24 protein-coding genes, 2 pseudogenes and 1 other annotated feature are annotated in these 26598 nt (G+C 48.1%); of the genes and pseudogenes, 16 read left to right on the top strand and 10 right to left on the bottom strand.

What is annotated here, in order from left to right; all coding sequences use genetic code 11:
• Positions 1-361: 361 nt before the first annotated feature.
• From LBCZ_RS14100 to LBCZ_RS14050, 11 genes are all read left to right on the top strand, one after another.
• The gene (locus LBCZ_RS14100) at positions 362-1594 is read left to right on the top strand and encodes an IS110 family RNA-guided transposase (RefSeq protein WP_039639065.1); all 1233 of its coding nucleotides are present in this window, start codon (positions 362-364) and stop codon (positions 1592-1594) included.
• An 884-nt stretch (positions 1595-2478) separates the two neighbouring features.
• Positions 2479-2619, top strand: coding sequence for a 50S ribosomal protein L34 (gene rpmH / locus LBCZ_RS14095; protein ID WP_003568442.1), 141 nt, complete (start codon positions 2479-2481; stop codon positions 2617-2619).
• Between the two features lie 348 nt (positions 2620-2967).
• Entirely contained in the window at positions 2968-3324 is a 357-nt protein-coding gene (gene rnpA, locus LBCZ_RS14090; protein ID WP_010490327.1) for a ribonuclease P protein component, read from the top strand.
• A 29-nt stretch (positions 3325-3353) separates the two neighbouring features.
• The gene (gene yidC / locus LBCZ_RS14085; protein ID WP_025013693.1) at positions 3354-4190 is read left to right on the top strand and encodes a membrane protein insertase YidC; all 837 of its coding nucleotides are present in this window, start codon (positions 3354-3356) and stop codon (positions 4188-4190) included.
• 17 nt (positions 4191-4207) lie between these two features.
• Entirely contained in the window at positions 4208-4975 is a 768-nt protein-coding gene (jag, locus tag LBCZ_RS14080) for an RNA-binding cell elongation regulator Jag/EloR (protein ID WP_025013692.1), read from the top strand.
• 259 nt (positions 4976-5234) lie between these two features.
• On the top strand, positions 5235-6623 hold the full coding sequence (gene mnmE, locus LBCZ_RS14075; RefSeq protein ID WP_025013691.1) for a tRNA uridine-5-carboxymethylaminomethyl(34) synthesis GTPase MnmE: 1389 nt from the start codon (positions 5235-5237) through the stop codon (positions 6621-6623).
• 40 nt (positions 6624-6663) lie between these two features.
• Positions 6664-8565 carry a tRNA uridine-5-carboxymethylaminomethyl(34) synthesis enzyme MnmG gene (mnmG, locus tag LBCZ_RS14070; RefSeq protein WP_039639781.1) on the top strand — a complete coding sequence of 634 codons (1902 nt, stop codon included), beginning with the start codon at positions 6664-6666 and terminating at the stop codon, positions 8563-8565.
• Positions 8566-8796: 231 nt separating this feature from the next.
• Complete coding sequence (locus LBCZ_RS14065; protein ID WP_025013690.1) at positions 8797-9018, top strand: hypothetical protein; 222 nt, start codon at positions 8797-8799, stop codon at positions 9016-9018.
• Between the two features lie 126 nt (positions 9019-9144).
• Positions 9145-9351 carry a hypothetical protein gene (locus tag LBCZ_RS14060; protein ID WP_039639783.1) on the top strand — a complete coding sequence of 69 codons (207 nt, stop codon included), beginning with the start codon at positions 9145-9147 and terminating at the stop codon, positions 9349-9351.
• A gap of 211 nt (positions 9352-9562) precedes the next feature.
• A complete protein-coding gene (locus LBCZ_RS14055; RefSeq protein ID WP_025013689.1) occupies positions 9563-10327 on the top strand; it encodes a threonine/serine exporter family protein in 765 nt (254 codons plus the stop codon).
• Between the two features lies 1 nt (position 10328).
• A complete protein-coding gene (locus LBCZ_RS14050; protein WP_010490344.1) occupies positions 10329-10817 on the top strand; it encodes a threonine/serine exporter family protein in 489 nt (162 codons plus the stop codon).
• Between the two features lie 71 nt (positions 10818-10888).
• Here LBCZ_RS14050 and LBCZ_RS14045 read toward each other — a convergent pair whose 3' ends face one another.
• Positions 10889-11974 carry an iron-containing alcohol dehydrogenase family protein gene (locus LBCZ_RS14045; protein WP_025013688.1) on the bottom strand — a complete coding sequence of 362 codons (1086 nt, stop codon included), beginning with the start codon at positions 11972-11974 and terminating at the stop codon, positions 10889-10891.
• A gap of 222 nt (positions 11975-12196) precedes the next feature.
• Positions 12197-12415 (top strand) — a binding site (T-box leader).
• A 153-nt stretch (positions 12416-12568) separates the two neighbouring features.
• On the opposite strand from LBCZ_RS14045, the gene LBCZ_RS14040 reads away from it, so the two are divergent.
• The 3 genes and pseudogenes from LBCZ_RS14040 to LBCZ_RS14030 all read left to right on the top strand — a co-directional run bounded on the left by LBCZ_RS14040 (position 12569) and on the right by LBCZ_RS14030 (position 15448).
• Positions 12569-13408, top strand: a complete 840-nt coding sequence (locus tag LBCZ_RS14040) for a MetQ/NlpA family ABC transporter substrate-binding protein (protein ID WP_010490347.1) — start codon at positions 12569-12571, stop codon at positions 13406-13408.
• Between the two features lie 36 nt (positions 13409-13444).
• Complete coding sequence (locus tag LBCZ_RS14035; protein ID WP_025013687.1) at positions 13445-14227, top strand: carbon-nitrogen family hydrolase; 783 nt, start codon at positions 13445-13447, stop codon at positions 14225-14227.
• Positions 14228-14279: 52 nt separating this feature from the next.
• Positions 14280-15448: pseudogene (locus LBCZ_RS14030) on the top strand (aminotransferase class I/II-fold pyridoxal phosphate-dependent enzyme).
• A gap of 443 nt (positions 15449-15891) precedes the next feature.
• Here LBCZ_RS14030 and LBCZ_RS15300 read toward each other — a convergent pair.
• The 3 genes and pseudogenes from LBCZ_RS15300 to LBCZ_RS14015 form a co-directional block, all read right to left on the bottom strand.
• A protein-coding gene (locus LBCZ_RS15300; protein WP_094515910.1) for an IS5 family transposase occupies positions 15892-16679 on the bottom strand; the annotation gives its coding sequence in 2 pieces (ribosomal slippage) (positions 15892-16412 and positions 16412-16679; 789 coding nt in all).
• A 110-nt stretch (positions 16680-16789) separates the two neighbouring features.
• The gene (locus tag LBCZ_RS14020; protein WP_025014037.1) at positions 16790-17983 is read right to left on the bottom strand and encodes an ABC transporter permease; all 1194 of its coding nucleotides are present in this window, start codon (positions 17981-17983) and stop codon (positions 16790-16792) included.
• Positions 17970-18383 (bottom strand): annotated as a pseudogene (locus tag LBCZ_RS14015) (ABC transporter ATP-binding protein); the annotation flags it as partial. The pseudogene LBCZ_RS14015 and the gene LBCZ_RS14020, both read right to left, overlap by 14 nt.
• Before the next feature lie 109 nt (positions 18384-18492).
• On the opposite strand from LBCZ_RS14015, the gene LBCZ_RS14010 reads away from it, so the two are divergent.
• Positions 18493-19545 carry an IS30 family transposase gene (locus tag LBCZ_RS14010; RefSeq protein ID WP_039639785.1) on the top strand — a complete coding sequence of 351 codons (1053 nt, stop codon included), beginning with the start codon at positions 18493-18495 and terminating at the stop codon, positions 19543-19545.
• Positions 19546-20413: 868 nt separating this feature from the next.
• Here the strand turns inward: LBCZ_RS14010 and LBCZ_RS16495 are convergent.
• From LBCZ_RS16495 to nagB, 6 genes are all read right to left on the bottom strand, one after another.
• Positions 20414-21118 (bottom strand): ImmA/IrrE family metallo-endopeptidase, encoded by a 705-nt coding sequence (locus LBCZ_RS16495; protein WP_225421691.1) that lies wholly within the window; start codon positions 21116-21118, stop codon positions 20414-20416.
• Positions 21118-21585, bottom strand: coding sequence for a helix-turn-helix domain-containing protein (locus LBCZ_RS16490; RefSeq protein WP_225421690.1), 468 nt, complete (start codon positions 21583-21585; stop codon positions 21118-21120). Before LBCZ_RS16490 ends, LBCZ_RS16495 begins: the two co-directional genes overlap by 1 nt.
• A 323-nt stretch (positions 21586-21908) precedes the next feature.
• Positions 21909-22085, bottom strand: coding sequence for a hypothetical protein (locus LBCZ_RS16195; RefSeq protein ID WP_041084862.1), 177 nt, complete (start codon positions 22083-22085; stop codon positions 21909-21911).
• A gap of 10 nt (positions 22086-22095) precedes the next feature.
• Positions 22096-22356, bottom strand: coding sequence for a hypothetical protein (locus LBCZ_RS13990; protein ID WP_010490365.1), 261 nt, complete (start codon positions 22354-22356; stop codon positions 22096-22098).
• 324 nt (positions 22357-22680) lie between these two features.
• Positions 22681-23466: a Cof-type HAD-IIB family hydrolase gene (locus tag LBCZ_RS13985; protein WP_025013263.1), complete on the bottom strand. Its 786-nt coding sequence runs from the start codon at positions 23464-23466 to the stop codon at positions 22681-22683.
• 193 nt (positions 23467-23659) lie between these two features.
• Positions 23660-24370: a glucosamine-6-phosphate deaminase gene (nagB, locus tag LBCZ_RS13980; RefSeq protein ID WP_010490369.1), complete on the bottom strand. Its 711-nt coding sequence runs from the start codon at positions 24368-24370 to the stop codon at positions 23660-23662.
• Positions 24371-24754: 384 nt separating this feature from the next.
• Between nagB and LBCZ_RS13975 the strand changes: the two genes are divergently transcribed.
• Positions 24755-26575, top strand: coding sequence for a PTS mannitol transporter subunit IIBC (locus LBCZ_RS13975; RefSeq protein WP_039640037.1), 1821 nt, complete (start codon positions 24755-24757; stop codon positions 26573-26575).
• The last annotated feature ends 23 nt before the right edge of the window (positions 26576-26598 follow it).

Genomic DNA, 26598 nt, shown 5'->3' with positions numbered 1-26598 from the left:
AAGCGCCCCTCCTCGTATATTTAAATTACAACCAAGTTCTTGGATAGCTCCGTACTTGGATGTTGCGTGATATTCTCTAGTTGTTCATTGGATTTGGGTCCAACTGGTATAGGCTTTTCCCTCCTGTTGCTAGCTATTGCTAGACTTCACCCCGAGACTGCCGCCCAGATGAATCGAACAAGCACAAACCACAAGCTGCGGGGGCTGGAGATCAGTTCGGTGACTCGCGTTTCACCGAGCAGCTACTGATCCTCAGACAGACTGCTCATACTGCGAGGAAGTACTGTAGGTTCATAATTAGGGAATATCGCGCAGCGCCCAAGCCTATCCATAAATCAGAACAGAAAGGAGGTCCAATTCGATGAACTTGAATGTTGGTATTGATGTTTCAAAAGCAAAGCTTGATTACTGTGGCTTGGATTCTGCCAAGAAGGTTATTTTCCAGGACAAGACCACGAATACCCCTGACGGGGCCGGCCAAATTGAGAAATTAATCCTGGAATGGGCTAAACGCCAAGATGATTCACTAAAGATCGTGATTGGCATGGAAGCCACCTCGGTGTACAACATCCACCCCACACTTTACTTTGAACAAAGCTCAGCGCTCAGTGCGTTGGATGCCACTGTCGTCACGTTGAACCCCAAGATGACTCATCGTTACAGCCAATTGTTCGATGACGACAAGACTGATACCATTGATGCCTTCCACATCGCAGACTTTCTGCGCATTGGCCGGTATCAAGTGCCAGTGACCCGCGACGAGAAACACATTGCCTTACAGCGGCTCACCCGCGAACGGTATCACGTCGTCAAACAAATTACAGATGGCAAAAACCACTTCCTCAACAATCTGTACTTCCGATTGAACACACTGGAAGCTGAGCTACCGACTTCTGTGTTCGGAAACACGATGATGACGGTGCTTAGCGGTGAAAAGTACACACTGGACGAAATCGCTCAGATGCCCTTACAGACGCTTACTCAAGATCTTAACCAATTGTCCCACGGTCGCTTTGGTGACCCAGAGGCGATCGCTAAGGCCTTACAAAAAGCCATCCGTAGCTCTTATCGCTTGAGCAAGACGGTTGCCGATTCTGTTGACCAGGTCATGGCGATTTACATCAACCAGATCCGGATGTTACAAAAGCAACTAAAAGCCCTAGACAAGAGCATCACCGACCTGTGTGCCGTCATTGATGGCTCACAGTCAACGCAAAGTATTCCAGGCGTTGGCCCAGTCTACTCGGCTGGACTACTGGCTGAAATTGGTCAGATTGAACGGTTTCCGAGTGAAGCTAGTTTGGCAAGCTATGCCGGACTGGTTTGGCGCAGAAGTCAATCCGGAAACGGTGAGCGGCAACTAACGCCGCGCACGCATAACGGCGATCAGTACTTACGCTATTACCTAATTGAAGCTGCCAACTCGGTAAGAGCGCATGATCCCACATTTGCCAGATTTTACGACAAGAAATACCGGGAGGTGCCAAAATATCAACACCGACGTGCTTGTGTCATGACTGCAAGAAAGCTGGTACGCGTGATCTATGCATTACTTAAAAACCACGAGTTGTATAAACCAGCCAAAGCGGTCTAGCGCGCCAAGCGTCAAGTTAGGGCTTTAGATTCACCTAGAGAAATTACTAAATCCCTGGGCTGGGGGAAGTATACCCTCTGAAAAATGAAACAAGTCTAGATAATTTGAATCACTCCCTTGACTTCAGACCACAAGTCTCTAAATAGCGGTTGTCATCAGCATCCAAAAAAGCCGCCGATGACCAACATGTGATGATACGCGAACATCACATCAGCGCATAAAAAAACCACGGCAACCTCTATAGTTGTCAACAGGTGGATCAGCAAACGCTAAATGTGGTTTAACCTAAAATTGCCGACTTAAACACAGGCCGATCAAGATAGACAGGATTAAGTTCGGCTAACGAGTGAATATAATGGCTGGTTTTGATTAGGTCGAAAAATGTTCTGCAAAAATAAGTTTAGCATTGCGGCACTGAGTTTTCCACAGAAACCACAGTTTTCCACAAACAAAAATTCGCGAAATAAACAAGGTGCGAACAAATTATCCCCAGCCCTGAAGACACCCGCACCGAATTAACGAGAAAAATGCAGTTATGCACATGTTGTCTGTGGAACCTAAACCTTGTAGCAGTAAGTGTTTCACAAGATATGAACAGGATTCTGACAGCCTGTGGATAACTATATCAACACCCATGTGATTCTGCGAATTAGCTGTGCGCCATTTGTGCATAACAATTAAAACCGATTTTTGCGATACACAAGTTATCCACAGGCCGACCAGCAACAGTGCGTAACTGTCAGATCAGCAAAAAGCCCAAAAAAGATCCACCATGTCAGCGAAAAAACCTTGACGCAGCTTGCGTCCTCGTGTAAACTCGGATGATGTCTGATAATGCAAGTCATCTTAAAAAGATAAATCGGGTTTTATAGGAGGTGTCGTCAATGACAACCAAACGTACTTTCCAACCAAAGAAACGTCACCGCGAACGTGTTCATGGTTTCATGAAGCGAATGAGCACAAAGAACGGCCGCAAAGTTTTAGCACGCCGTCGCGCTAAAGGACGTAAAGTATTATCCGCCTAAGCCACTGAGCGCGTTTCGGAGAGTTCTCGGCCAGCGAACCGTGATGGCGGTCTTTGCCATTGCGACCAAGGTCCTTACACGCAGGCTTCTGGGCCTGTGAGCGCGTTTCGGAGAGCCTCGGCCATTCCCAATTAAGGGAGCCGCCGATCTTAACTGCAACGCCCCCCGAAACCAAACCCCACCAGCCATCCAATGAACGGCAATGACCCGATTGTTGGTCGTTGCCGTTCATTTTGTTCATCGCCTAATTTCCCATTTATCATATAAAATCGGCAGTCACCTGCTGATACATATAGGAAAACATCAAATCGTCTTGTATACTTAGAACCAGATTGTGAGGGAGCATCATTGCGCAAGTCGTATCGGATCAAAAAAGAAGCTGAATTTCAAAATGTGTTTGACCACGGCGATTCGGTTGCCAACCGCAATTTTGTGATCTATCACATGAAACGTGATCAACCCCATTTTCGGGTGGGGATCTCTGTAGGCAAAAAAGTCGGCCACACCGCCGTGATGCGAAATCAGATTAAACGCTATATTCGCCAAAGCTTGCTTGAGTTAAAACCCGACATTGATCCGCAGACCGATTTTCTGGTCATTGCGCGTAAGTCCGCTAACCAGCTTGATATGGCTGAGACCAAGAAGAACCTGATTCATGTCATGCGCTTGGCGGGCATCCTGAACGAAGATATCGAGGTCATCTGACCATGCTTAGGTTAAGAAAAGGATTATTTGTGAAAAATCGTCAAATCAAACGCCTGCTTGTCATTGTGAGCATGCTGAGTCTGGTTTTCATTCTGACCGCCTGTGGCACGGCGCCAGTGTCAGAACATAGTACCGGATTCTGGGATCGTTATGTGGTTTACACGGCCGGCCAATTTGTTATCTGGCTGGCAAATCTGTTTGGCGGCAACCCCGGTGTCGGGATTATCGCCTTCACCCTGATCATCCGGATTTTGATTTTCCCGTTGAGCTACCTGTCCATCAAGAGTATGGCCAAGCAACAGGAACTCGCTCCGCAGATGAAAGAGCTGCAACAAAAATACAGTTCTAAGGACACGGAAACCCAGACCAAGCTGCGTGACGAAACCCAGAAACTTTATGCTTCTGCAGGCGTCAATCCAGTGATGGGCTGTTTGCCAATCGTGATTCAGATGCCATTTCTGATTGCGCTGTATCAAGCGATTCTGCGAACAACATCGCTGCAATCCGGAACGTTCCTATGGATGAACCTGTCCAAACCCGATCCATGGTGGGTGATGCAGATTCTGGCTACTTTATTTACGTTAGGCACCAGCATTTTATCCATGATGGCTCAGCCAACCCGCAACGCAAGCAGTTGGATTATGATGATCATTTCGCCGCTGATGATTTTTGTTTTCTCAGTAACCTTACCAAGTGCGCTGGCCATTTACTGGGTTGTTACCAACGCCTTTTCAATGGTTCAGCAGTTACTGATTCAAAACCCATTCAAGATTCGGCGCGAGCGTGAAGAAAAAGCGCGGGCGGAAAAGGAAAAAGAACGGGCACTCAAAAAGGCGTATAAGAAAGCGACCAAACGGCGTAAATAACAACGGGAGGAAGCAAGATGCCAACCTTTCAAGGCAGTACGATTCAAAAAGCCATCGAAACCGGGCTGAAGCAACTTGGCTTACCACGTGATGCGGTCAGCGTTCAAGTCGTTCAGGAAAACAAGAACGGCTTCCTGGGCTTCATGCGTAAACCGGCCATTGTCAATCTAAAACCATTGGAGCCACCAGCCGATCCAGCGCCTGATCCGAAAACCGACCATGATCCTGCAGGCAAATCGAGGCCGGGCAAGCTTGCAGTGGCATTAACCGACACTGCCGGCAAGAAAATTGCCAGTGCGTTTAACGATATCACCACTAAAAAGCGCGACAATCAAACAGCGCTGGCGATGGTGCAAAGCTATCTGGAAGATATCACCACCGGCATGGGAATCAAAACGCAAGTCACCAGCGAACGTCAGGGCAACACGGTTACCTTCCAACTCAAAACCGATGAGGAAGGGCTGTTAATCGGCAAACACGGCAAGATCATCAATGCCATTCAATACTTAGCTCAGACCGAATTCAACCATTATGCCAAAAGCAAATGGACGATTATGTTGGATGTTGGCGATTATCGCGAACGCCGCCAAGCCACCGTTACACGTTTAGCCGAACGCACCGCGCGTGAGGTTCTGGCAACCGGCAAGGCGATCTACTTAGATCCAATGCCATCATTCGAACGCAAGGCCATTCACACGACCCTAGCCGACAATCAATACGTCGACACCCATTCTGAAGGCGTCGACCCCCGCCGCTACGTCGTGGTCACACCAAAACGACCGTAACTAACTTTTGACAAGCAGCGTTGATTTAAGTATGATGGTCACAGTTTAATAACGATGAAGTAGTCAAAGTGCTTTATCCAGTCTCTCCCAAACAAGGGCGGAGATTGGATTCGGCGCTTTTTTTGTGAAGTGAGCGCGAGCAGGAGCGCTTTATGGAGAGCCGCGGAAAAAACGACCCACCCATAGCTTCAACCAATGCCTCCAAACCATCCCAAACCTAGCCAACTCACAAACCATCAAAAAAGGAGAGTCTTCCGTTATGTCTACATCTATCACTGCTTACGACACCATCGCAGCGATTTCGACACCGCCTGGCGAAGGTGCGATCAGCATTGTCCGGCTCAGCGGCGAAACCGCCGTCACAACTGCCAACAAAGTCTTCAAAGGCAAAGATCTCACGCAGGTCAAAAGTCATACGATTCACTATGGCCACATTGTCGATCCGGAAACTGGCGACTTGATTGATGAAGTGATGGTGAGTGTGATGTTGGCGCCAAAGACGTTTACTCGCGAAGACGTGGTTGAAATCAATTGTCACGGCGGGATTGTTGCGACGAATCGCATTTTGCAATTGTTACTTGGCGAAGGTGCCCGCATGGCCGAGCCAGGCGAATTTACCAAACGGGCCTTTTTAAATGGCCGGATTGATCTCACTGAAGCCGAGTCAGTCATGGATCTGATCCGGGCAAAAACGGATCGTGCCATGCAGGTCGCCGTTAATCAGCTCGATGGGAATCTGCACACATTAATTAAACGGCTGCGGCAGGAGATCCTCGAAGTGTTAGCCCAGGTCGAGGTCAATATCGATTATCCCGAATATGATACAGACGAAATGACGACCAAAATGCTGCTTGAAAAAGCGCAAACCGTCAAAAAAGCCATCGAACAGCTGCTGACAACAGCCAGCCAAGGAAAAGTGCTACGCGAAGGCCTTGCAACAGCGATTGCCGGTCGCCCGAATGTGGGTAAAAGTTCGTTGCTGAATCATATGTTGCATGAGGACAAGGCCATCGTGACCGATGTTGCCGGTACCACGCGGGATGTGCTGGAGGAATACGTTAATGTGCGCGGTGTTCCGTTGAAGTTGGTCGACACTGCCGGCATTCATGACACCACCGATAAAGTCGAAAAAATCGGCGTCGAACGTTCGCGGCAAGCCATCACGCAGGCGGATCTGATTTTACTGGTATTAGACCAAAGTCAACCGCTGACTGCCGAAGATCGCGAATTGATTGCGGCGACCGCGGACAAAAAACGCATGATTGTCCTGAATAAACAAGACTTACCAAAGCAACTCGACACAGATGTGCTGTACCAATTAGTAAAGCCCAATGAGGTCATCAAAACCGCCATTCCTACCAGTGATGGGATGGACGAACTTGATGAACGGATCGCCAAACTCTTCTTTGGCGGCATTGAAAACAGTCAGGGTACCGTTATGGTCTCGAATGCTCGGCAAATCGGCTTACTGCGCCAGGCTAGCAAAAGTCTGGACGCGGTCATTGCCGGTATCGATGCCGGGATGCCGATCGATTTGGTGCAAATTGATATGACCGCAGCGTGGGACAAACTTGGGGAGATTACCGGTGAAAGTGCCCCGGATGAATTGATTACCCAGTTATTCAGTCAATTTTGCTTAGGTAAGTAACCTTTAATGTGATGAGAAACAGATTCGTGGAGGAAAACAGATGCCAGAAGTAAAGAAGTTTGAAGCCGGCAAGTATGATGTGGTGGTTGTCGGCGCAGGCCATGCCGGTTGTGAAGCTGCCTTAGCTGCGGCGCGCATGGGTCAAAAAACATTGTTGCTGACGATTAGCCTGGAAATGTTGGCGTTCATGCCATGTAATCCGAGTCTCGGCGGTCCGGCTAAGGGAATCGTGGTTCGCGAAATCGATGCACTGGGCGGTGAAATGGGCAAGAATATCGACCGCACCTATATTCAGATGCGGATGCTCAACACCGGTAAGGGTCCAGCTGTGCGGGCATTGCGGGCGCAGGCGGATAAAGCTGCCTATCATCGCAGCATGAAGCACGTCATCGAAGACACGCCTAACCTGGATTTACGCCAAGGTTTGGCAACTGAGGTATTGGTCGAAGACGGCAAAGCAGTTGGCATCGTGGCCGCAACCGGTGCGATTTATCGGGCCAAAAGCGTTGTGCTCACGGCTGGCACTAGCTCCCGCGGCAAGATTATCATCGGTGAGCTGATGTACAGTTCCGGCCCTAACAACAGTCTGCCAAGCATCAAGTTGTCAGAGAACCTGGAACATCTAGGCTTTAAATTACGCCGCTTTAAAACCGGCACGCCGCCACGGGTCAACGGCAACACGATTGACTTCAGCAAAACCGAAGAACAACCGGGCGACACGACACCGAATCATTTTAGCTTTACCACGCCCGACTCAGTCTATCTCAAAGATCAGTTAAGCTGCTGGATGACGTACACCAACGCAACGACCCACCAAATCATCCGCGAAAATCTGGATCGCGCACCGATGTTTTCCGGCGTCATTAAAGGCGTTGGCCCGCGTTACTGCCCATCTATTGAAGATAAAATCGTGCGCTTTGCGGACAAGCCTCGGCATCAATTGTTCTTGGAACCTGAAGGCCGCGACACTTCCGAGTATTATGTCGGCGACTTTTCCACGTCCATGCCGGAAGAAATTCAGTTGAAAATGCTGCACAGTGTGGAGGGCTTGGAAAAGGCCGAGCTTATGCGGCCAGGGTATGCGATTGAGTATGATGTGATTGAGCCGTGGCAGTTGAAGGCGACGTTGGAGACCAAAATCGTTGAGAACCTTTACACCGCCGGCCAGATGAATGGTACCAGTGGTTATGAAGAAGCGGCCGGCCAGGGAATCGTGGCTGGCATCAACGCGGCCCGCCGCGCTCAAGGTAAAGGACCGTTCACCTTGAAGCGGTCCGACGCTTACATTGGCGTCATGATTGACGATCTGGTCACCAAAGGCACGAACGAACCTTATCGCTTGCTGACCAGTCGCGCGGAGTATCGTCTGTTGTTGCGCCACGACAATGCTGACTTGCGACTCACGCCAATGGGTCACGAGCTTGGTTTAATTAGTGATAAGCGGTACGCAGACTTTTTGGCGAAACGGCAGGCCATCACGACGGAATTGAAGCGACTGGAGACAACGCGGTTGAAGCCCAAGGACGTCAACCCGTGGCTTGAAGCCCACCAACTTGCGTCCTTGAAAGATGGCGTTCTCGCCAGCGATTTTCTGAAGCGGCCGGAAATTGATTATCAAACCATGGCGCAATTTTTACCTGATAATCCGGAACTGGATCATCGGGTGATCGAACAAGTCGAAATTCAAATTAAGTATGCCGGCTACATTGCCAAGGAAGAAGCCAGCGTTGCCAAGTTGAAGCGGCTTGAAGGGAAAAAGATTCCGACACGCATTGATTACGATGCGATCAATGGTTTAGCAACGGAAGCGCGGCAGAAACTGGTTAAAATCCAACCAGCAACCATCGCCCAAGCCAGCCGAATTAGCGGGGTTAATCCTGCCGATGTGGCCATTTTGTCGGTTTATATCGAACAGGGACGTATTAGTAAAGTAGCGCAATAAGCAGTGAAGCCAGAGGGCCTGAATAAAGGTTCGCTGGCTTTTTTGATATGAGCGTGAACCGAGGTCGCTAGGAATCGGCGAATGCGCGTGATGGTATTGAGTAAAGAAATTGATGGATTGAAACTGTTCAAATAAATAAATTTATATTATGATAAGAACCATTAACCCGTAGCTGCTTCAAAACTGACCTTAGATAAAACCGTCCCTCCCTCAATAAAGGAGTTTTAACTTATGAAGCAAAACCTGATCCAGTCGTTGTGGTTCATTTTTCTGTTGTTTTTGGCGTTTGTGGTACCGGTGTTTGGCATTCTGCCGGCCATCTATTTATGGACAACGATGAAAAAAGTACCTGACTTGGCAGCCATGCGGGGATGGACGATGGGAGCGCTTGTGGTGCAGGGTTGCTACTTGCTTGCGCTGGTCTTGATTTTTCTGTTTTTTGTCCTGGCATAAGTGGTATCCGCCAACATGCGATTGAAGCATAGACTTTGTGTTGAAGCAAAAATATTGATATTCTAAAAGCGGTCAGCGATGATCAACCACGATCAATGGCTGATACATTAGCATGAGGTATACCGAATGGATATTCTTTGGCCGCAGCTGCTACTGATCTTTTTGCTATTGCTTATCTTTGGCATGTTGGCATTGACCCTGATTGCGATTCTATGGAAGAGCAAGTTTTCCGTGTTGCTCAAAAGTTTGCTGGCAACACTGATTGGCGGTGCCATGATTTTATTGGTTTATGGATCGTTATTTATTATTTTCTTTGGGGTTAATACACCTTAATGTGAATTTTGATGTATGCAATAAGCGTACGGCCGAAAAAGTGTCTGCTGCGGCGGGCGCTTTTTTTCATTGGTTAAGCGCGATAACTGATGAAAATTTGCGTTAAACACGATATGCTGTTTTTAAATGACTATTTTATGGCGGGTTGCTTGCCACTGGCGGTAAAAAAGCCGACAATTAGCAAAACGCAACGCGATAAGGAGCAAGACGCATGAGCCAACCGGATACAGAAGAAATTTTAGAAGTTTGCGGCAAGGTCGGTGAGATTTTGCTTAATGCTGGTGCGGAGACTTCGCGCATCGAGACGACGGTTGAATATATCGGGCATGCTGCCGGGGCACGGGTTGCCTGTTATGCCACGATCACCGCGGTGTTTGTCAGTCTGGAAAATGAGAGCCGGACGCGGTTGATCAAGTCCTCGTTAGGTGGGTTCAACCTGCAAAAGGTCGATGAGCTGAATCAGCTTTCGCGGGAGTTCGTTGCGCACAAAATTACGTTTGACGCTTTGAAACGTGATGTGGCGCGGATTGATCGGGAGGTCATCAATTTTCCCTGGTGGGCGCGCATTCTTGGTGCTGGCTGGGTCTCGGTGGCGCCGATGCTATTGTTTAAAGCAACGAACGGTGATCTGGCCTGGGCATTTTTTGTCGGGATCTTTGGTTATCTCGGGGCGGAATTTGTCGGTCGGCGCACCACAACGCCTTATTTCAAAGAGGCGACCGGGGCGTTTGTGGTGGCGATTTTGGCGGAGTTGCTCATGAATATTGGCTGGGGCGATAATGCCGGTAATATTATTATCAGTGCCCTGATGCCGTTAGTGCCAGGGGTAGCGATTACCAACGCGATTCGTGAAATTCTATCTCGGCAGATTATCAGCGGCATTGTCCGTACCGTGGATGCCATTTTTGTCGCCGGCGCAATCGGGTCCGGTGTCGTGATTGCGATTGTCTTGACCCAAGTGCTAGGAGGGCGTTAACGTGCGGTTACTCGTTGAATTTATTATCAGCATCTTATCGAGCATCGGTTTTGGCGTCATCACCAATATTCCCAAGCGCGCGCTGTTGCCGGCTGGCATTACCGGCGGTGTTTCCTGGTGTGCTTACTGGCTGATCAGTTTGCAGGATCACAGTCTGGTGCTGCCGAATTTTACCGCAACGGTGATCATCGGGTTGTTAGGGAATTATTTTGCCATTCGCCATCGGGTGCCGGTGAATACGATTTACATACCTAGCCTCGTGTCGCTGGTGCCAGGTGGGATCGCCTATCTGGGTGCCCGCAGTTTTACCATGGGAAAAGCCGCCAGTGCCGCGCAGCAGATCTATAATGTTATTTTGATTGCGATGGCACTGGCGGTGGGATTTGTGGTCGCGGAGGTTATTTTCAAAGCCATCCGCCCGTTTTTGATTCGGTTGATCGCCAAACTGCCTGAAGCACAGACAAAATCACGCGGCGGAAAATCGGCATGAGTTCGACAAAATACGCCGTTACTCAACTCGATAAAGTTGGGTAGCGGCGTATTCTTTTCCTAACCAGTTCGTTAAGCAGCAGCTTCGCTAGTAACTTGTTCCACTTTTTTCATAGCGGATACAATCTGCTGCGGCGTTAGATCCTTGTCGATTAAAATAAAGGTTTCCTCGGGTTTGGCAGCAAATTCAGCTACTTGCTGCATCTTCGGACCAATATTTTCGGTGACGTGCAGATCCTCGAGGTTTAATGGCAGACCGATTTTTTCATAAAAAGGCATCAGGCTGCGAATTTCATCGTCATCCCCGGTTGTGGCGAGTTGCACCAAAATGCCGTAAGCCACTTTTGAGCCGTGGAGAATCGCGTGGGTTTCCGGCAGGTAGGACAGGCCGTTATGAACGGCGTGGGCGCCCGCTGCTCGGCCATCAACGCCGCCGAAGCCGCCAACTTCTCCGGCTAGGCCGATGATTGTGTCGGCAACGGCTTCGAAGGCAGGTGTGTCCCGACCGGCATCCAAATCGGCTAAGGCTTGCTCGGCATTTTTGAAGAGAATTGCCTGAATGGTTTTGGCAGACGCACGGCTTAGCTGACCATAAGCATTCAGCTGGTCAACCTTGTTGCGGGTGATGCCGTCCATTTCGTACCACTTCGCCAGCGTATCACCAATCCCGGCAACGAAGAAATCATGCGGCGTGCTGAGTAGTAAGTTATAGTCAACCAACGTGATATAAGCCGACTTTTTAAAATACTCAACGTAACTAAACGTATGTCCCTGTGCGTGGTAGATCGCGGCTAACGGTGTGAACGGCGCACAGTTGGAGGCCAGCGTCGGAATGCTAATCAGTTCGGCACCCAACGTTTCGGCGGCGACCTTAGCCGTGTCGATCAAGCGGCCGGCTCCGATTCCCAAGACAGCATCCGCCTGACCGATGGCTTCGGCCAAAGCATGGCCATTTTCGTCACTGGCCGATCCGTCATAGTGACAAACCGGTAAGTCCAGTGTGCCCGGATAGGCTTTTTCAAACGCCGCAAAACTCTTTTCGCCGGTAATGACGACCGGTTTGGTGAAATCTTTCAAAATAGTATCCAAATAAGCGAGCGCGCCGGCCTCACTGACAAACCGATTGGCTCCAGGGCGTAAATCAAATTCCAGCTCCATCGACAAAACTCCTCTCATGTAAATCTCATCTTATGTGATAATTGTTAACATACGCGCTGTGATAAGCGAAGTCAACCAAAAAATAAAAAAGATTCAGTTTTCAGAAAAAAGTTGGCATAAACGGCGGCGTGTTCCCGTGGACAACTTGCGAAACAAACCAGTTGACATTTAACCCAGATGCAGATAAACTGCTTTCAACTTTAAAAATAACTGATAAAATGATGAAACGTCATGAAGCGGAGAGTAGTCAGAAACGCAGCTTAAGCGAGTCGATGGGTGGTGGAAATCGATGCAGGCGTCTGGTGAAAATGACCGCGGAATGGATCCGGCGACAAGTCGGGTACGCACTAGGCCTGCGTTAGACGGTCTCGATGTCAACAGGCATCGTTAAGGTTACACAGTAACGAACCAGGGTGGTACCCCGACATTGTCGGCCCTGCTGAATCATTAAATTGATTCGGCAGGGCCTTTTTTCTGGGCTGGCGAACGCGTTAGTCTTGGCTCTTGCGCCAGGAAGCGCCTTACGACAGTCAGCTCCCTTCATGCAAATCATCATTTTATCAGTCAAACAACCCATAACAGGAGGATTCTTACATGAAAAAATGGTTGAAGTTAAGCTGGGCAGCAGTTCTCGCGTTAAGCCTTTTGGTCGTTTTAACCGCCTGTGGCAGCAGTAGCGCCAGCAGCAAGGCATCGGCGAATCAGCTGTCAGACAAAACGATCACGGTCGGTGTTACTGCCGGACCGCACGAATTAATCATGAAGCAGGTCGCAAAACTGGCTAAAAAAGATGGCTTAACGATCAAATTAAAGCAATTCACCGACTACAACAGTCCAAATGTGGCCTTAAACGATGGTGATTTGGGCGCGAATAGTTACCAGACGTTGCCGTTTTTGAAAGAACAGATTAAATCCAAGAATTTCAAGATTACACAGGTTTTCAAAACCGTGGCGTTTCCAATGGGCGTTTATTCCAAAAAAATTAAGGACTTGAAAGCACTCAAAAAGGGTGATTCGATCGCGGTGCCGAACGATCCGTCAAACGAGTTGCGGGCGCTGCAGCTTTTTGAAGCCGCTGGCGTGATTAAGCTTAAAGCCGGCATTAGCCAAAAGGCGACGAAAGCAGATGTTGTCGAGAATCCGCTGGGCCTAAAAATTGAAGAACTGGAAGCTTCGCAATTGCCAACGCACTTACAAGACGTGACGGCAGCCGCCATCAACACGAATTTTGCTTTTGATTCCGGACTCACGATCAATCAAGACGCGATTTATCATGAGAAAACCAAGAACAATCCTTATCCAAACTACTTTGTTGTACAAACCAAGCATCAAAATGATAAAGTCATCAAGCAAATCAAGAAATACTATCAGAGCAAAACCATTAAGGATTATATTGCCAAGGAATTCAAAGGATCCATCGTGCCCGCCTTCTGAGTCAAAGGTGGACGCGATCAAAAAAGAGGGATTGAGATGACTCAGTTAACACTTGCTTTAGCGCAAATCGACATTGCTTTTGGGCAACCCGAGCAAAATTATCAAACAGTGGCCGATGCGGTGGCCGAAGCAGCCCGAAAAAAAGCGGATGTTGTGGTGTTACCGGAGATGTGGAATACCGGTTATGACCTTGAGCATCTGGAGACGCTTGCCGATCCGGATGGCTTGCGGACGCAGACTTTTTTAAGCGATCTTGCGCGCCACTATCATCTGACGATTGTGGGTGGCTCGGTCGCCACGGCAGAAAATGATCATTTTTTCAATCGCAGTTTGACGCTGGACGCCCAGGGCCACTTGCTCGCGTCGTATGCGAAGGCGCATCTTTTTCGCCTGATGAATGAAGAAAAGTTCATTACTGCCGGATCCAAGGCTGACCACTTTACGCTTGCGGTGCCAGCCAGTGTGGCGATTTGCTATGACTTGCGGTTCCCGGAGTGGTTCCGCCGCATGGCCAGTGATGGCACGCAGCTGTTTTTCCTGCCGGCTGAATGGCCGACGCCGCGCTTGCCACAGTTCGCGGCGTTATTGACCACTCGCGCCATCGAAAATCAGGCCTTTGTGGTGGCGGTGAATCGGGTTGGGCAAGATCCCGGTAACGATTTTGGCGGGCAAAGCCAGGTGATTGATCCGTTCGGCAAGCGTCTGTTGCAACTGGACGATCAGCCGCAAGTCGGCGTTGTGACCATCGATCTAGATCAGATTGCGGCCGCGCGTCAACAAATCCCGGTCTTTACGGATCGGCGGCTGGAACTGTATTAAGCAAGCCAGGCACACTAACCATGCAAACTCATTAAAAAGGGGAATCAGACCAGTGACATTTTCAGAATCAGCGGTGCTTCAAGCGCTGCCTAAGCAGTTTTTTGCCAGCCTCGTCAAACATGTCAATGCACGGATTGCGGCGGGTCATGACGTGATCAATTTAGGCCAGGGGAATCCGGATCAGCCGACACCCGACAATATTGTGCGGGCAGCGCAACAGGCGGTGGCTAAGCCAGGGAATCATAAGTATTCACTTTTCCGCGGCTTACCAAGCTTCAAGCAGGCTGCGGCCGAGTTTTACGAACGTGAATATGGCGTTCAGTTGGATCCGGAAAAGGAAATTGCGGTTTTGGGCGGCTCAAAAATCGGCTTGGTGGAACTGCCGCTTGCCTTGATGAACCCCGGTGAGACAATTTTGCTGCCGGATCCGGGATACCCGGACTATCTGTCAGGCGTCACGTTGGCGCGCGTGAAACTAGCCCTGATGACGCTGACCGCGGACCATGACTGGCTTCCTGATTATGCAGCCATCGATCCAGCGGTGGCCGATGCTGCTAAGCTGCTTTATCTGAACTATCCGAATAATCCTACGACTGCGGTGGCAACTCCGGCGTTTTATGATCAAACCGTCGCTTTTGCCAAGGCGCATCACATCGGCATTGTCAGTGATTTTGCTTATGGCGCGCTCGGCTTTGATGGTCAGCGGCCGGTAAGTTTCTTGCAAAGTCCCGGTGCAAAAGAGGTGGGTATTGAGCTTTACACACTCTCGAAAACTTATAACATGGCCGGCTGGCGCTTGGCCTTTGCAGCAGGCAATGCTGATATGATCGAGGCCATTAATCTGATTCAGGATCATCTATTTGTCTCGGTTTTTCTGCGATTCAGGAAGCAGGTATCGAAGCACTGCTTGGTGATCAGACATCGGTGCCCAAACTGATTGACTTATATCAACAACGCCGCGATGCGTGGTTTTCGGCGACAGAGGCCATTGGGTGGCATGGGAAAAAGTCTCCCGGCACGTTTTACGCCTGGATGCCCGTGCCGGCCGGTTACACCAGCGAGTCCTTCACCGAACTACTTTTGGAGCGGGCAGACGTGGCCGTAGCTGCCGGTAACGGCTTTGGCGACCATGGAGAAGGTTACGTGCGAATTGGCTTACTCACCAGTCCGCAGCGTTTAGAAGAAGCAGCCCAGCGCATCGGGAAGCTAGGGTTGTTTTAAAAACGAAGTCGCAGTATTTGGTCACAGTGACCGGATGCTGCGGCTTTTTTGAGGTAGCAAAAGAGAATGAGCCATAATTCATAGCCACGCTAAAAAAGATGAACTTACTCTTGTCGTATCGATGCGAGAGTATGTTCATCCTTTGTTTCTATGGGGTAATTCGGTGAGACTATTTAAGATATGAGTGCCAAGGCGGAGCAATCGTAGGCCAGATGGGGCTCAGCTGTGAAATTGATGTTGGTGGGGCGCTTTTTGCCCCGCCTACATCAAGGCCGAGCTTAGAGACTCTGCCGGTTTTGCAGAGGCTCTAAGTCGTGCCCTCCGCTCTAGCTTCGCGTCGCAAGCCCCAGCTGGCCGGAGATTGCGGAGTTTGGCGCGGCCTGGAACCAGTTACCTAAACCTTTTCTGTATCGTTCGGAATTCCTTAAACTGTTAGAACCTGTCTAGTATCTTTTAAGAACTATCTTCAGGAAGGCCAATACAACCATTTGAAGACTGCTGTTAAGGGCACGTTCACAGTTTTTCCAAAGTCGCCGACATTTGTCTAGCCAACTCCATGAACGTTCAACGATCCATCGTTGCGGTAACACCGTGAACATATGCAACTCGTTGCGTTTAGCTACCGTCGTCTTAGCATTCAAAATGAGCTTCACCTGATCCGCAAAGTCATTGCCAGTGTAGCCACCATCAACCATGACATGCTGAACCAGCTCTAAATTTTGGCTAGCCAAACTAAACATAGCCAATGCACCTGAACGATCTGATACATTAGCTCGTGTCACGAGAATGGCTTGTGGTAAACCATTAATATCAACCGCCATATGACGCTTAATCCCTGAAATCTTTTTGCCGCCATCGTAGCCACTATTTTTCGTTAAATCAGTGGTTTTAACACTTTGAGCATCAACAATCACAAACGACGTTCGGGCCGATCGGCCCTGTGCAAAGCGATAGGAAGCAACAGTTTTTTTAAAAGCCTTTCTAATAGCGAATCAGCTGTCGGGTCTGGTTTATCTCGCCACATATCGTAATAGCGGTAGACAGTGTGCCATTCCGGGAAATCGTGCGGTAATTCACGCCATTGACACCCTGTAGTAAGCGAGTAAAGGATGGCATTGAATACGTCATAAAGATCATAACGACGCGGTCTTGTATGCTTGCGGAAGTTTTCTAAATCAGGTTGTATTAACGCAAATTGCGCTCGAGAAATATTGCTTGGATAATCTGGCATGACAAACGCCTCAGTCGGTTTTCCACAATTCTACCAGATTCAGCAGATACTAGACAGGTTCTTAATGATCTTACGGAATTATGGCTCAGCCTTATAGGTTGAACGAAACATTATGACTTCAAAATATCAATCAAGTTCTTATTAGCCGCACTCTTTGCCGGCAATAAGCCAAACACAATGCCGACAATGCTTGAAATGGCAAAGGTGCCGATGACGGAGCCCAACGTGACGACCGGCTTGAATGGTAGGAACATCGCGACTATCCAGGCGGTTAATGCACCCACAATCAATCCGACCACGCCGCCTGTCAGTGTCAGCATGACCGATTCTAAAAGAAATTGTTTCATGATTTCGGCGGGAGTGGCGCCGACTGCCATTCGGATGCCGATTTCCTGCGACCGTTCCGAAGCGGAAATATACATCATGTTCATGACGCCAACACCTGCAATCAGAAGGGAGATGCCGGCAATGGCACTTACAAATAGCGTTAAGGCACTGATGACATTGCCAATGCCTTTCAGCAATTCGCCGTAATCAAAGTACGAATACTCGCCGCTGCGTCGTTCGCTGCCGGATTTTTTCAGCTGGCGAACAACATTGTTGGTCAACTTACTAACATCGCTGCCGGTTTTATACGTGATCGCCAGTTTTCGGCCTTCCTGAGAAAGCTGGCCCGCACGATAGGCTTTTTCCGGCACTAAGACATCAACGTCCAGCGCGGAATACGGGGTTTTGGGCGGGCTGAAAACGCCGATAATGTTGTAGTTTTTGGTTCCAAGTTCCAAGGAGGAGTTTAATGCTGCGGTATTGCCATGGAAAACCTTTTTGGCGAGCTTTTTGGAAATTAACGCATCCTCGCCGTCTGTCTGTAACGATTCTTGGCTAAACCCATGACCGGCATTCATCTGAATGTTAGATTTTGCCTTATTGACCAAAGTCACGGACATCATCGTATCGGCATTTGCCAGCTGACCGTTGACTTGCAGCCGTTCTTTGTCATGTTTAATGACGACCTTTTTGATTTTATCCGGCGCCGTTTGCTTCGCCAGCGTGATGTCACTTTCTTTAAAGCCGGCATCGGTTTCGCTGCTGCTGGTGGGATTGAAGGTGATCTCGGCAGTTTGCTGGCCCTGGGTGTCGGCTTGCAGGTTCTTCACGGTCGCGGCCTTAATCCCGTTACCTAGCGAAAGAATCGTAACAACGGACGCAATCCCAATAACAATTCCGATCATCGTTAAGAAGCTGCGGCGTTTGTTAGCCGCCAGTGCGCGGAAGGAGATTCTGATGAGTTCACTTAGTCGCATGGGCCACCTCCATATCACTGATGATCTGGCCGTCCAGGATTTTAATCATCCGATCGCTTTGCTCGGCGACGTGTTCATCATGCGTAACCATGATAATCGTGCCGCCTTTTCGGTGTAATTCTTTGAAAAGTTGCATAATGTCTGCGGATGTGTGGCTGTCCAAAGCGCCCGTGGGTTCGTCAGCAATCAGAAATTGCGGCGAATTTGCCAAGGCGCGGGCAATCGCCACCCGCTGTTGCTGGCCACCGGATAAGTTACGCGGCAATTTGTTTTCCATACCGGTGAGGCCGACTGATTCAAGCAACTCGGAGATTTTGCCACGGACCTCTGATCGCCGGTGTCCGCCATAGCTTAACGAAATCAGGACATTTTCAAAAATATTCAGGTCGCGCATTTTAGAATCAAGTTAGCCACTGTCTCAAAATTTTTTGGACAATAAAAAACATCAAGAACAGATATCCTGTATCATTGAAGTTCCTACACAAACAATGGAAGAGGATATTGTCTTGATGCAGAAACAGGATAGCACACACCGCCAAAAAGGTCAGCACTTAACATCACTCGAGCGCGGAAAAGTGGCCGGATTCCGCCAAGCTGGGAAGTCCAATCGTTGGATTGCTGCTGAAATTGGCGTCTGCCCGCAGACCATTAATAATGAAATCAAGCGAGGTACAGTAGATCAGGTCAAGAAGAGTAATGGCAAGCGCGTCTACCATCGACAATACCTGCCAGAGGCTGCTCAGGTACGTTACGAGACTGCACGCTTGAGCTGTCATCGTCCTGACAAGTTCGCCAGCGTACAGGTCTTCTTAGCCTGGTACGTACAGCGAGCTAAGCAGGACAAATGGTCGCCGGATGCTTCAATCGGCTATGCCAAGCGACACAAGCTGTTTACTCCTGAAGAGCTTGTTTGTGCCTCGACTTTGTACCAGTACATTGACGACCAACGCCTAGAGATTCGAAATATCGACCTGTTGGAGAAGACTAAGCGGAAGACCTCTCACCAGCACCACACCAAGGCTAAGCGCCTGGCTGGCCGCAGTATCGAGGAACGGCCTAAGGTCGTTGAACGACGCAGGCAGTTCGGTCACTGGGAGATGGATACCATTGTCGGTAAACGCAATGGCAAGGAGAGCGTCATCTTGACTCTGATTGAGCGCAAGACCCGTTGCCAACTTCTCCGCTTGATCGAAGGACGAGATGCAGACTCTGTGAGCTATGCATTGCGTGGAATCAAGCGCGAATGGGGAGCTTGCATCAAGACCATCACAGCCGACAACGGACCCGAGTTCACCGCCTTAAATACTGCTTTTGCTGGGACGGAAACTGAGATCTTCTACGCCCATCCTTACACGTCCTGCGACCGTGGCACCAACGAGGCACATAACCGGATGATCCGCCAGGACTTCCCTAAGGGCATGTCCCTAGATGACATTAGCCCTAGTCAAGTGCAGGCCACGCAAGACCGCTTGAATCAGTTGCCTCGCAAACAACAGGGCTACTGCACACCCCAGCAAAACTTTGAGGCCGAAGCTCGGCGCGTTCGCCGCATGGCCCAGTAGTCTCTCTAGCGCCACAACTTCTATTTGATAACGGCCTGTTCTGGGATTGTCCTCAACGACTGGCTAACTTGTTCTTGCAATTTACGAATCATAGATTTCGCCGAATTTTGTTGGTTTTCCGATTAAGAAACGAACTTTGTAAAATAAATGACAGTTTAAGGTTGGAAGGGTGACTCGGTGCAGATATTGTCATGCATCAAATGAAGCAGGCTAGGGAATTAGGTGAATTGTTAACTTGAGATAACAAGCGGCTTATTTTTCGGGCCTTTGAATTTTGTTAAAAAGTTTCACGTGAAACGGCTAGGCTGGTTGAAACTGAAACAAAAAAATGGTCTCAAAAGATCGAGACCAAAGTTGTACCAAATAAAGATATCCTTCAAGAAATTATAAAAAGCAAGGCAAAATGTCTTTGAAACTATACTGTTAACGGTATAAACAGCGAAATGAATCAGAGTTTAGTCAGAAGCCCCAAAGAGAACAACGCAACAGACACTAAAGCAGTGCCGATAAATTGAATCAGCCAGCGCCGTCTGGTTTTAAAGAGACTGGATAAAGCAGCGTTATTTGCCTGAGAGACGACTGAAATGATGTTTATGAGGAAATTCAATAAACAGATGAATATGACGATAGAGATTGACCAAAGTGCTTCGTAAGAGATGAGTATGCTCATGAACGCAATAAAGTAAAGAGCGAATAAGCATGTATTTAGAAAGCAGTAAGTTAAAGGACGCATACGGAGGTCAGCGTTGTAAGTCAATAAAAATTGGCGTAGGTGCTTAGGCATAGTGCGACTCCTTAGTTAATACTTGTGTCAGTGAAAGGGAATGGATGGGGATCTCCATCAGGCGCCAATATCGTTTTAATCAATTTAGTTTTTCGTAAAACGACGAGGAAATGAAATGACGTTCTGCATATTAGCGTAGCTGTGCTGCGGTTGATACTTTGTGAAGAAGTCGGGTTCCAATGCGAAGAGCTGGGCAATGAACGTCGGTCTGACATGAAGATGACGCGAAAGATCTCGAAGCGTCAGCACTTGCTGATTAAATAGGAGCGTTATAAGAGCACGAATTTTCCCTGGACGGACTGGCACCAGTTGATCATCTAATGGTTCCATGATTTTGTAACCCTTTTTTGAACGTTGACCAAAGAAATAGCGTTGTTCTTGATAACTCATAAGTCCTAGTGCGTATGCGTGCATCGCCATGGCGACAATCGAGACCAGATATTTACGTTTTAAATCAAGATAATAATCAGGATTTGAACGTCGATAAAGTTTTTTGAAGTCCGCAGTGAAATCCTCAATGGGTAAAAGGAATTCTGCTGCAAAAGTGTGAGCTTCATGTTCGATTTGCTTATATTCAGCCGCTGTTAGTTCGTCAAAGTCAATGGCACCATGAAGAGGCAAATGACCTAATTCGTGGGCGAGATCAAAATTGCGGCGAACGGCTGACTTCTTAATGGAGCCTAGTACAATCCATGCATGTCCGTTATCGGTTATGGTTGAATAGGCGTCGATATGGACACCGAGGTCTTTCTCAACTATATAGATACCGACTTGTTCAAGTTTTGCCATTAAGTCATGATTATCCTGAAGGCTAGAAACTGTCGGGCTATTTTAGCAACTTCACGAATCTTTGTCAGGTTGTTCGTTCCAGACAGCTTTGTTTGTACCATTTGTTGAAGTTTATCGAATCCGGCGGGCCTGACGCTGACGAACTTTTCAAAGTAGCTAGTTAAGCCGTCTGCAAAATCTAAATAGCGGGCTTCTAGCTTTGTCTTTTTCCGACTTGAACGATCTGTCGTCCGGAACGCGATCTTTGCTTCATGCACAACATGTTTCGGTGCATTACCGTTCACTAAAAAGGCCATGTCAACGTTAAAAATCTGTTGAAGGGCATTAAGGATCTCGATTTTGGGCATAACATTTTCGGTTTCGTATTGCCAGACGGCTTGTTCGGTTACCCCGATTTGGACGCTAAGATCTTTGCGGGTATAGCCGTTTAATTCCCGCAGTGCTTTTAGTTTTGAGCCAATAAACATGACGAAGGGCGCTTATTCTGCGCCGGCCTCTCTGAGAATTTTGCTTAATTCTAGCATATAAATTTAAACTTTACCGCAAATATCGCTTGTTTTTTAAAGTGTGCTTGCTCGCCATAAAAAATCAGCCCCAACAAAAATTCGTTGGGACTGATTTTTAAATGTTCACTGGCTGAGCCAACTTGTGGTTATCGACCTTTTGATCATATTGCGGTTCGCTATCTAGAAAACGAAACATTTGACGGTCAGCGGGCGTTATGACGGGTGCAAAAGGTTAGCAGAACGTCAAAAGCTTCTTCCAGATGGCAGCCACATCAAATGGAGGACTAGCGAACCGTCAACAAGCTAATACCAATAGCTAATAGCAGGATGGCGACAACGGATTGGACACTGATTTGCCATGTCTTGAATGTTTTGGTGCGCCATTCGGTTACGATCACCGCCAACGTGATGATGAAGGCGACAACGACCATGATTAGTAATTGAACGACCAGACTATCCATGTGAACACCTCTAGACTTCTAAATCGAAATACGGATTGATCTTCTTTTGAATATTGTGAATTTGGATGAGATCAATCTGCGGAAAGAGTCGATAGATGAACCCGGCGAAATTATCACGATGATATTTGTAGTTCATCCGCGCCATCCGATGCTGCCGATTTTCGGCGGTAATCTCCCAGACTTCTAAATTATAGTCCGCATTTTTAACGATACTGATATAAGTATGTTTGTTGATCCAAACTACAGGATGCATTGTCGATTGTTCTAACATAACGAGACCCCTCCATCAGCAGATTTTGCGATGCCGCAACGTTACTGATCAGTGACACGATCACGCCCAAATAACGTGCAACATGCCTTGAGTATAGCAGAAAATTCGCACAACTGCGGTCTTGACTTTGCGTGGCGAACACGTTATAAGGGTCGCTGAAAACGTTGATGTGACAACGTTTTGGCCGCAAAAATTAAATAATTTTCGGCCATGAATTTTGGAGAAAATGATGAGAACGCGTGTTTGTAAAGGGGTAACAATGTCGCTATCAAATTTTTAATAATCGCAATGCTTTTTGAGTCCCGAGTTTGGTATGCGAATCAATTAAATCAGGTTGAAGTGAGCAAGCGCGTTGGGAATGCCATTTTTGCGGTAGTCATCGGTTTGGTAATCGGCAATTGCGGCGACTTTGGGATAGGCGTTTCCCATGGCGATGCCGGTATCGGCGGCTTGCAGGAGCGGAATGTCGTTGTAGCCATCGCCAAACGCATAGGTAGGCACCCCACGCAAAGCTGGCTGGTTCAACAGAAACGACATGCCACTGCCTTTTGAGATGCCATGATTGACGACATCAAAGGAGAAGTGGGAATTGCGATAGAAGGTCAATTCGGGGAAGTCCTGAATGAACTGCTTACCTAACTGATCGCCAGTCTGATTCCAAGGCAAAAAGATGAGCAACAGCGACAAGACTGCTTCCTGATAATACTTAGGATTGATCGGCGGCGGGGTTTGGTGCACTTGTGCGTAATTATCAGTGGTGAGTTGATCATAGCCGGTTAAAGCAGAGGCCTCGCTGGAGTACATGGCCACCTGAATATCCTGAGTCGCGGTTGCATTGAGAAACCGCACCAGCTGAGGTTCACCGATGACGCTTTGAAAAATATGCTCGCCATTAAGGAAGACATCCCCGCCGTTTGCCGTAATCGCGCTCCGAATGCCAGTAGCGGTCATAATATCGGCTAGTTCATAGTAGCTGCGGCCAGTAGCAATGACCGGCAGCACATCATTGGCCTCCAATGCTTTAAGCGCCTTTACGTTTTCAGGAGGCACTTGCTTTTCATCGTTGAGCAGGGTTTGATCTAAATCGAAAAATACAACGGCTTTATACATAATTTCCTCCGATATCCGAGTTTGTGATGGCTTCATTTTACCATGAATCCATAGTAAAAATAGAAGCGCTTGCAGAGTGTGAACGGGCTTATGCCATAACGCGTTTGCTTGCTTCTAAGCGCGCTGACTCACGCTCACATTAAAAAAAAGCAGGCCAATTAGCCCGCTTTTAGTAGTTCGTTTTAACAACGTTCTATTTCTTGCTCAACTTACTTGCAGCCGCCTTGTCCAAGATGACAACAACATCCGGATGCTTCTGCAAAATAGATGCAGGCACGTCGTTGGTAACCGGGCCTTCGATCATCTTTTGAACGGCGTCGGCTTTGTTTTCACCAAAGGCCAGAAGCAAGATCTTCTTGCTCTTCATGATGGAACCGATACCCATGGAATAAGCGTAACGCGGTACATCGTCCTTATTTTCAAAGAAGCGAGCATTGGCGTCAATGGTGTTTTGGGTTAACGGAACCTTCCGTGTTTCTGCGTCAAACGGTGAACCAGGTTCGTTGAAGCCAATGTGACCGTTGCGGCCAATCCCCAAAACCTGAATGTCGATTGGGTGATCGGCAATGACTTTGTTGTAACGCTTGGTTTCTTCTTCAGGATCCTTGGCAAGGCCGTTTGGCACGAAGGTTTCCTTAAACGGCTTCTTGTCAAAAAGGTGGCTCTGCATGAAGTAGCGATAACTTTGATCGTTATCCGGTGACATGCCAACATATTCATCCAAGTTGATCGATGTCATGTTGCTGAAATCAACATCACTGTTCACCATTGCCTGATACATGGTGACAGGGGTGCTGCCGGTAGCCAAACCAAGCACCTTGGCGCCGTTGTCCATCCCTTGCTTAATCAGTTCAAATGCGTATTTACCTGCTTCTGTGTCGTTATCAAAAACTTTAACATCCATAATTGATATCCCCCTTATCTGGTCTAGTCCAATATAGCATCAAAAAGTAACCGTGTCAACAATGGTCTATACCTAAATTTGAATTTTCTAAGAAAGCTTCTGTGCATTCGTCAAAATTTGTATCAAGGAAGAAAAGCGGGTTTTTGAAGCTGACATCGTCATTAAATGTTGCTGTCTCCGAGCAATCTGCGCCTTTTAAGATAACCCGTGAAACAGTTAGCTAATACTGTTATCGTCTATTTTTCGCTGTTTTGCCAGATAAATGTTGGAAAAGGCTTGGGGTGAATATTTGGCACAGCCAACTGTGCCAAAGTAGCTTTTGTCAGCGATTACATAAAGCGGTTACAATAATCTCCGTAAACAAGGGAAAGGAGTGTGTTTGCTTTGGAAGCTAAATCAGCAAACACGCCGGTAACGGAGAAGAAGAAATTCAATCTGAAGGCCGGTATGCAATCATTCGGGACCAAGCTTTCCGGCATGGTGTTGCCAAACATCGGTGCCTTTATTGCTTGGGGCCTCATTACAACCATCTTTGTTAAAGGTGGTTGGTGGGCTAATCCACAGCTTGCAAAAATGATCAGCCCAATGGTCACCTATTTGCTACCACTATTAATTGCTTATTCTGGCGGTTCCATGGTGCATGGGCATCGTGGGGGCGTTGTTGGCATGATCGCAACAATGGGGGTTATTGTCGGAACCAATGTGCCAATGTTCATTGGTGCGATGGTGATGGGCCCACTGGCAGGTTGGTGCATTAAAAAATGGGACGATAGAGTTCAAGACAAAATCAGACAAGGCTTTGAAATGCTGGTTAACAATTTCAGTGCTGGTATTATCGGCATGTTGCTAGCTATTGTTGGTTTTCTTCTAATTGGCCCCATTATTTCTGGTTTAACTAATGTTATGGCTGCCGGTGTTGACTGGATCATCAGCCACGGATTGATTTGGTTAGCGAATATTTTCATTGAGCCAGCGAAGATCTTGTTCCTAAATAATGCGATTAACCAAGGCATTTTAACGCCACTTGGCATTCAAGCGGCCGCTGCCCATGGTAAGTCAATCTTGTTCTTGCTCGAACCAGATCCGGGCCCAGGGCTTGGGGTTTTGCTAGCCTTTGCATTATTTGGTAAAGGGACTGCTAAAGGATCTGCGCCATCGGCGATCATTATTCATTTCTTCGGTGGTATTCACGAAATTTACTTCCCATATGTCTTGATGAAGCCAGCGTTATTCCTGTCAGTCATGGCTGGTGGTGTTACCGGAACCACATTGTTCTCCATCTTTAATGTAGGTTTGAAGAGTTCACCTTCACCTGGTTCAATCATATCCTTATTCGCTATGTCGCCTGTTAATATTTGGAACTATCTTGGCTTGCTCATCGGCGTTGCCGGAGCCACAACTGTTTCCTTCCTTATCTCAGCAGTCATCCTACGTCGTGATAAGAGCACGACCGGCGATGAATTAGCTGAAAGCGAAGCCAAGATGAAGTCCATGAAGGCTGAAGCCAAAGGACAAAATGTCGAGGCTGCCAAAGACGTGATGAATCAGGCTAAGGGCATCAAACAAATCATCTTTGCTTGCGATGCCGGCATGGGTTCAAGCGCAATGGGTGCTTCGATTCTGCGTGATAAAGTCAAGAAGGCTGGGTTGGATCTTTCAGTTACCAACACAGCAATCAGTAATTTGCAAGATAAGCCGGGACTGTTGGTTGTGACCCAAGACGAACTGGCGGATCGTGCCAAGAAACAGACGCCGGGTGCTGCTCACGTTGCGGTTGAAAACTTCCTGAATAGTCCGAAGTACGATGAAATCATTGCCAGTCTGAAAGCAGAAGCGGTTGGCGGTACGGATGAAACGGCTACCGCAGAAGCGCCGAAAGCGCAACAGGAAACACCGGAAGACGAATTGAACGAGATTGATTTTGACAAGATTACGGAAGTTGACTTCCTGCATCATGATCAAAACATCGGCTCCGCAACGATGGCCCAAGCAACCTTCCGCTCCGAGTTGCGGAAACTCAACAAGGATGTCAAGGTACGCAATGTTGCGATCGGCGAGATTGAGGACAAAGACAACGTGTTGATTATCGCTTCAAAGGAAACGGCACGCCGCGTTAAATTACAGTTTGCCAACGTCCAAGTCTATACCGTCGACGGTCTATTGAACGCAACGAACTATGATAAACTTATTGATAAAATGAAATAAGCGAGGTCGAGTTGCGGCCGTCT

It is taken from the genome of Lacticaseibacillus casei DSM 20011 = JCM 1134 = ATCC 393, assembly GCF_000829055.1.
Classification (GTDB): domain Bacteria; phylum Bacillota; class Bacilli; order Lactobacillales; family Lactobacillaceae; genus Lacticaseibacillus; species Lacticaseibacillus casei.
Note: the sequence above shows the minus strand (reverse complement) of the source record. Positions and strands in the feature narration are given on the sequence as shown.

Bases quoted from the DNA above. Each gene is read 5' to 3' on its own strand.
- LBCZ_RS14065 (WP_025013690.1), top strand. From the start codon at position 8,797: ATGAAGCAAAACCTGATCCAGTCGTTGTGGTTCATTTTTCTGTTGTTT.
- LBCZ_RS14010 (WP_039639785.1), top strand. From the start codon at position 18,493: ATGCAGAAACAGGATAGCACACACCGCCAAAAAGGTCAGCACTTAACA.
- LBCZ_RS14055 (WP_025013689.1), top strand. From the start codon at position 9,563: ATGAGCCAACCGGATACAGAAGAAATTTTAGAAGTTTGCGGCAAGGTC.
- mnmE (WP_025013691.1), top strand. From the start codon at position 5,235: ATGTCTACATCTATCACTGCTTACGACACCATCGCAGCGATTTCGACA.
- LBCZ_RS14100 (WP_039639065.1), top strand. From the start codon at position 362: ATGAACTTGAATGTTGGTATTGATGTTTCAAAAGCAAAGCTTGATTAC.
- LBCZ_RS16195 (WP_041084862.1), bottom strand. From the start codon at position 22,085: ATGGATAGTCTGGTCGTTCAATTACTAATCATGGTCGTTGTCGCCTTC.
- LBCZ_RS13990 (WP_010490365.1), bottom strand. From the start codon at position 22,356: ATGTTAGAACAATCGACAATGCATCCTGTAGTTTGGATCAACAAACAT.
- LBCZ_RS14060 (WP_039639783.1), top strand. From the start codon at position 9,145: ATGGATATTCTTTGGCCGCAGCTGCTACTGATCTTTTTGCTATTGCTT.
- LBCZ_RS14035 (WP_025013687.1), top strand. From the start codon at position 13,445: ATGACTCAGTTAACACTTGCTTTAGCGCAAATCGACATTGCTTTTGGG.
- LBCZ_RS14045 (WP_025013688.1), bottom strand. From the start codon at position 11,974: ATGGAGCTGGAATTTGATTTACGCCCTGGAGCCAATCGGTTTGTCAGT.
- mnmG (WP_039639781.1), top strand. From the start codon at position 6,664: ATGCCAGAAGTAAAGAAGTTTGAAGCCGGCAAGTATGATGTGGTGGTT.
- LBCZ_RS14040 (WP_010490347.1), top strand. From the start codon at position 12,569: ATGAAAAAATGGTTGAAGTTAAGCTGGGCAGCAGTTCTCGCGTTAAGC.
- jag (WP_025013692.1), top strand. From the start codon at position 4,208: ATGCCAACCTTTCAAGGCAGTACGATTCAAAAAGCCATCGAAACCGGG.
- LBCZ_RS16490 (WP_225421690.1), bottom strand. From the start codon at position 21,585: ATGTTTATTGGCTCAAAACTAAAAGCACTGCGGGAATTAAACGGCTAT.
- LBCZ_RS14020 (WP_025014037.1), bottom strand. From the start codon at position 17,983: ATGCGACTAAGTGAACTCATCAGAATCTCCTTCCGCGCACTGGCGGCT.
- rpmH (WP_003568442.1), top strand. From the start codon at position 2,479: ATGACAACCAAACGTACTTTCCAACCAAAGAAACGTCACCGCGAACGT.
- LBCZ_RS16495 (WP_225421691.1), bottom strand. From the start codon at position 21,118: ATGGCAAAACTTGAACAAGTCGGTATCTATATAGTTGAGAAAGACCTC.
- LBCZ_RS13985 (WP_025013263.1), bottom strand. From the start codon at position 23,466: ATGTATAAAGCCGTTGTATTTTTCGATTTAGATCAAACCCTGCTCAAC.
- nagB (WP_010490369.1), bottom strand. From the start codon at position 24,370: ATGGATGTTAAAGTTTTTGATAACGACACAGAAGCAGGTAAATACGCA.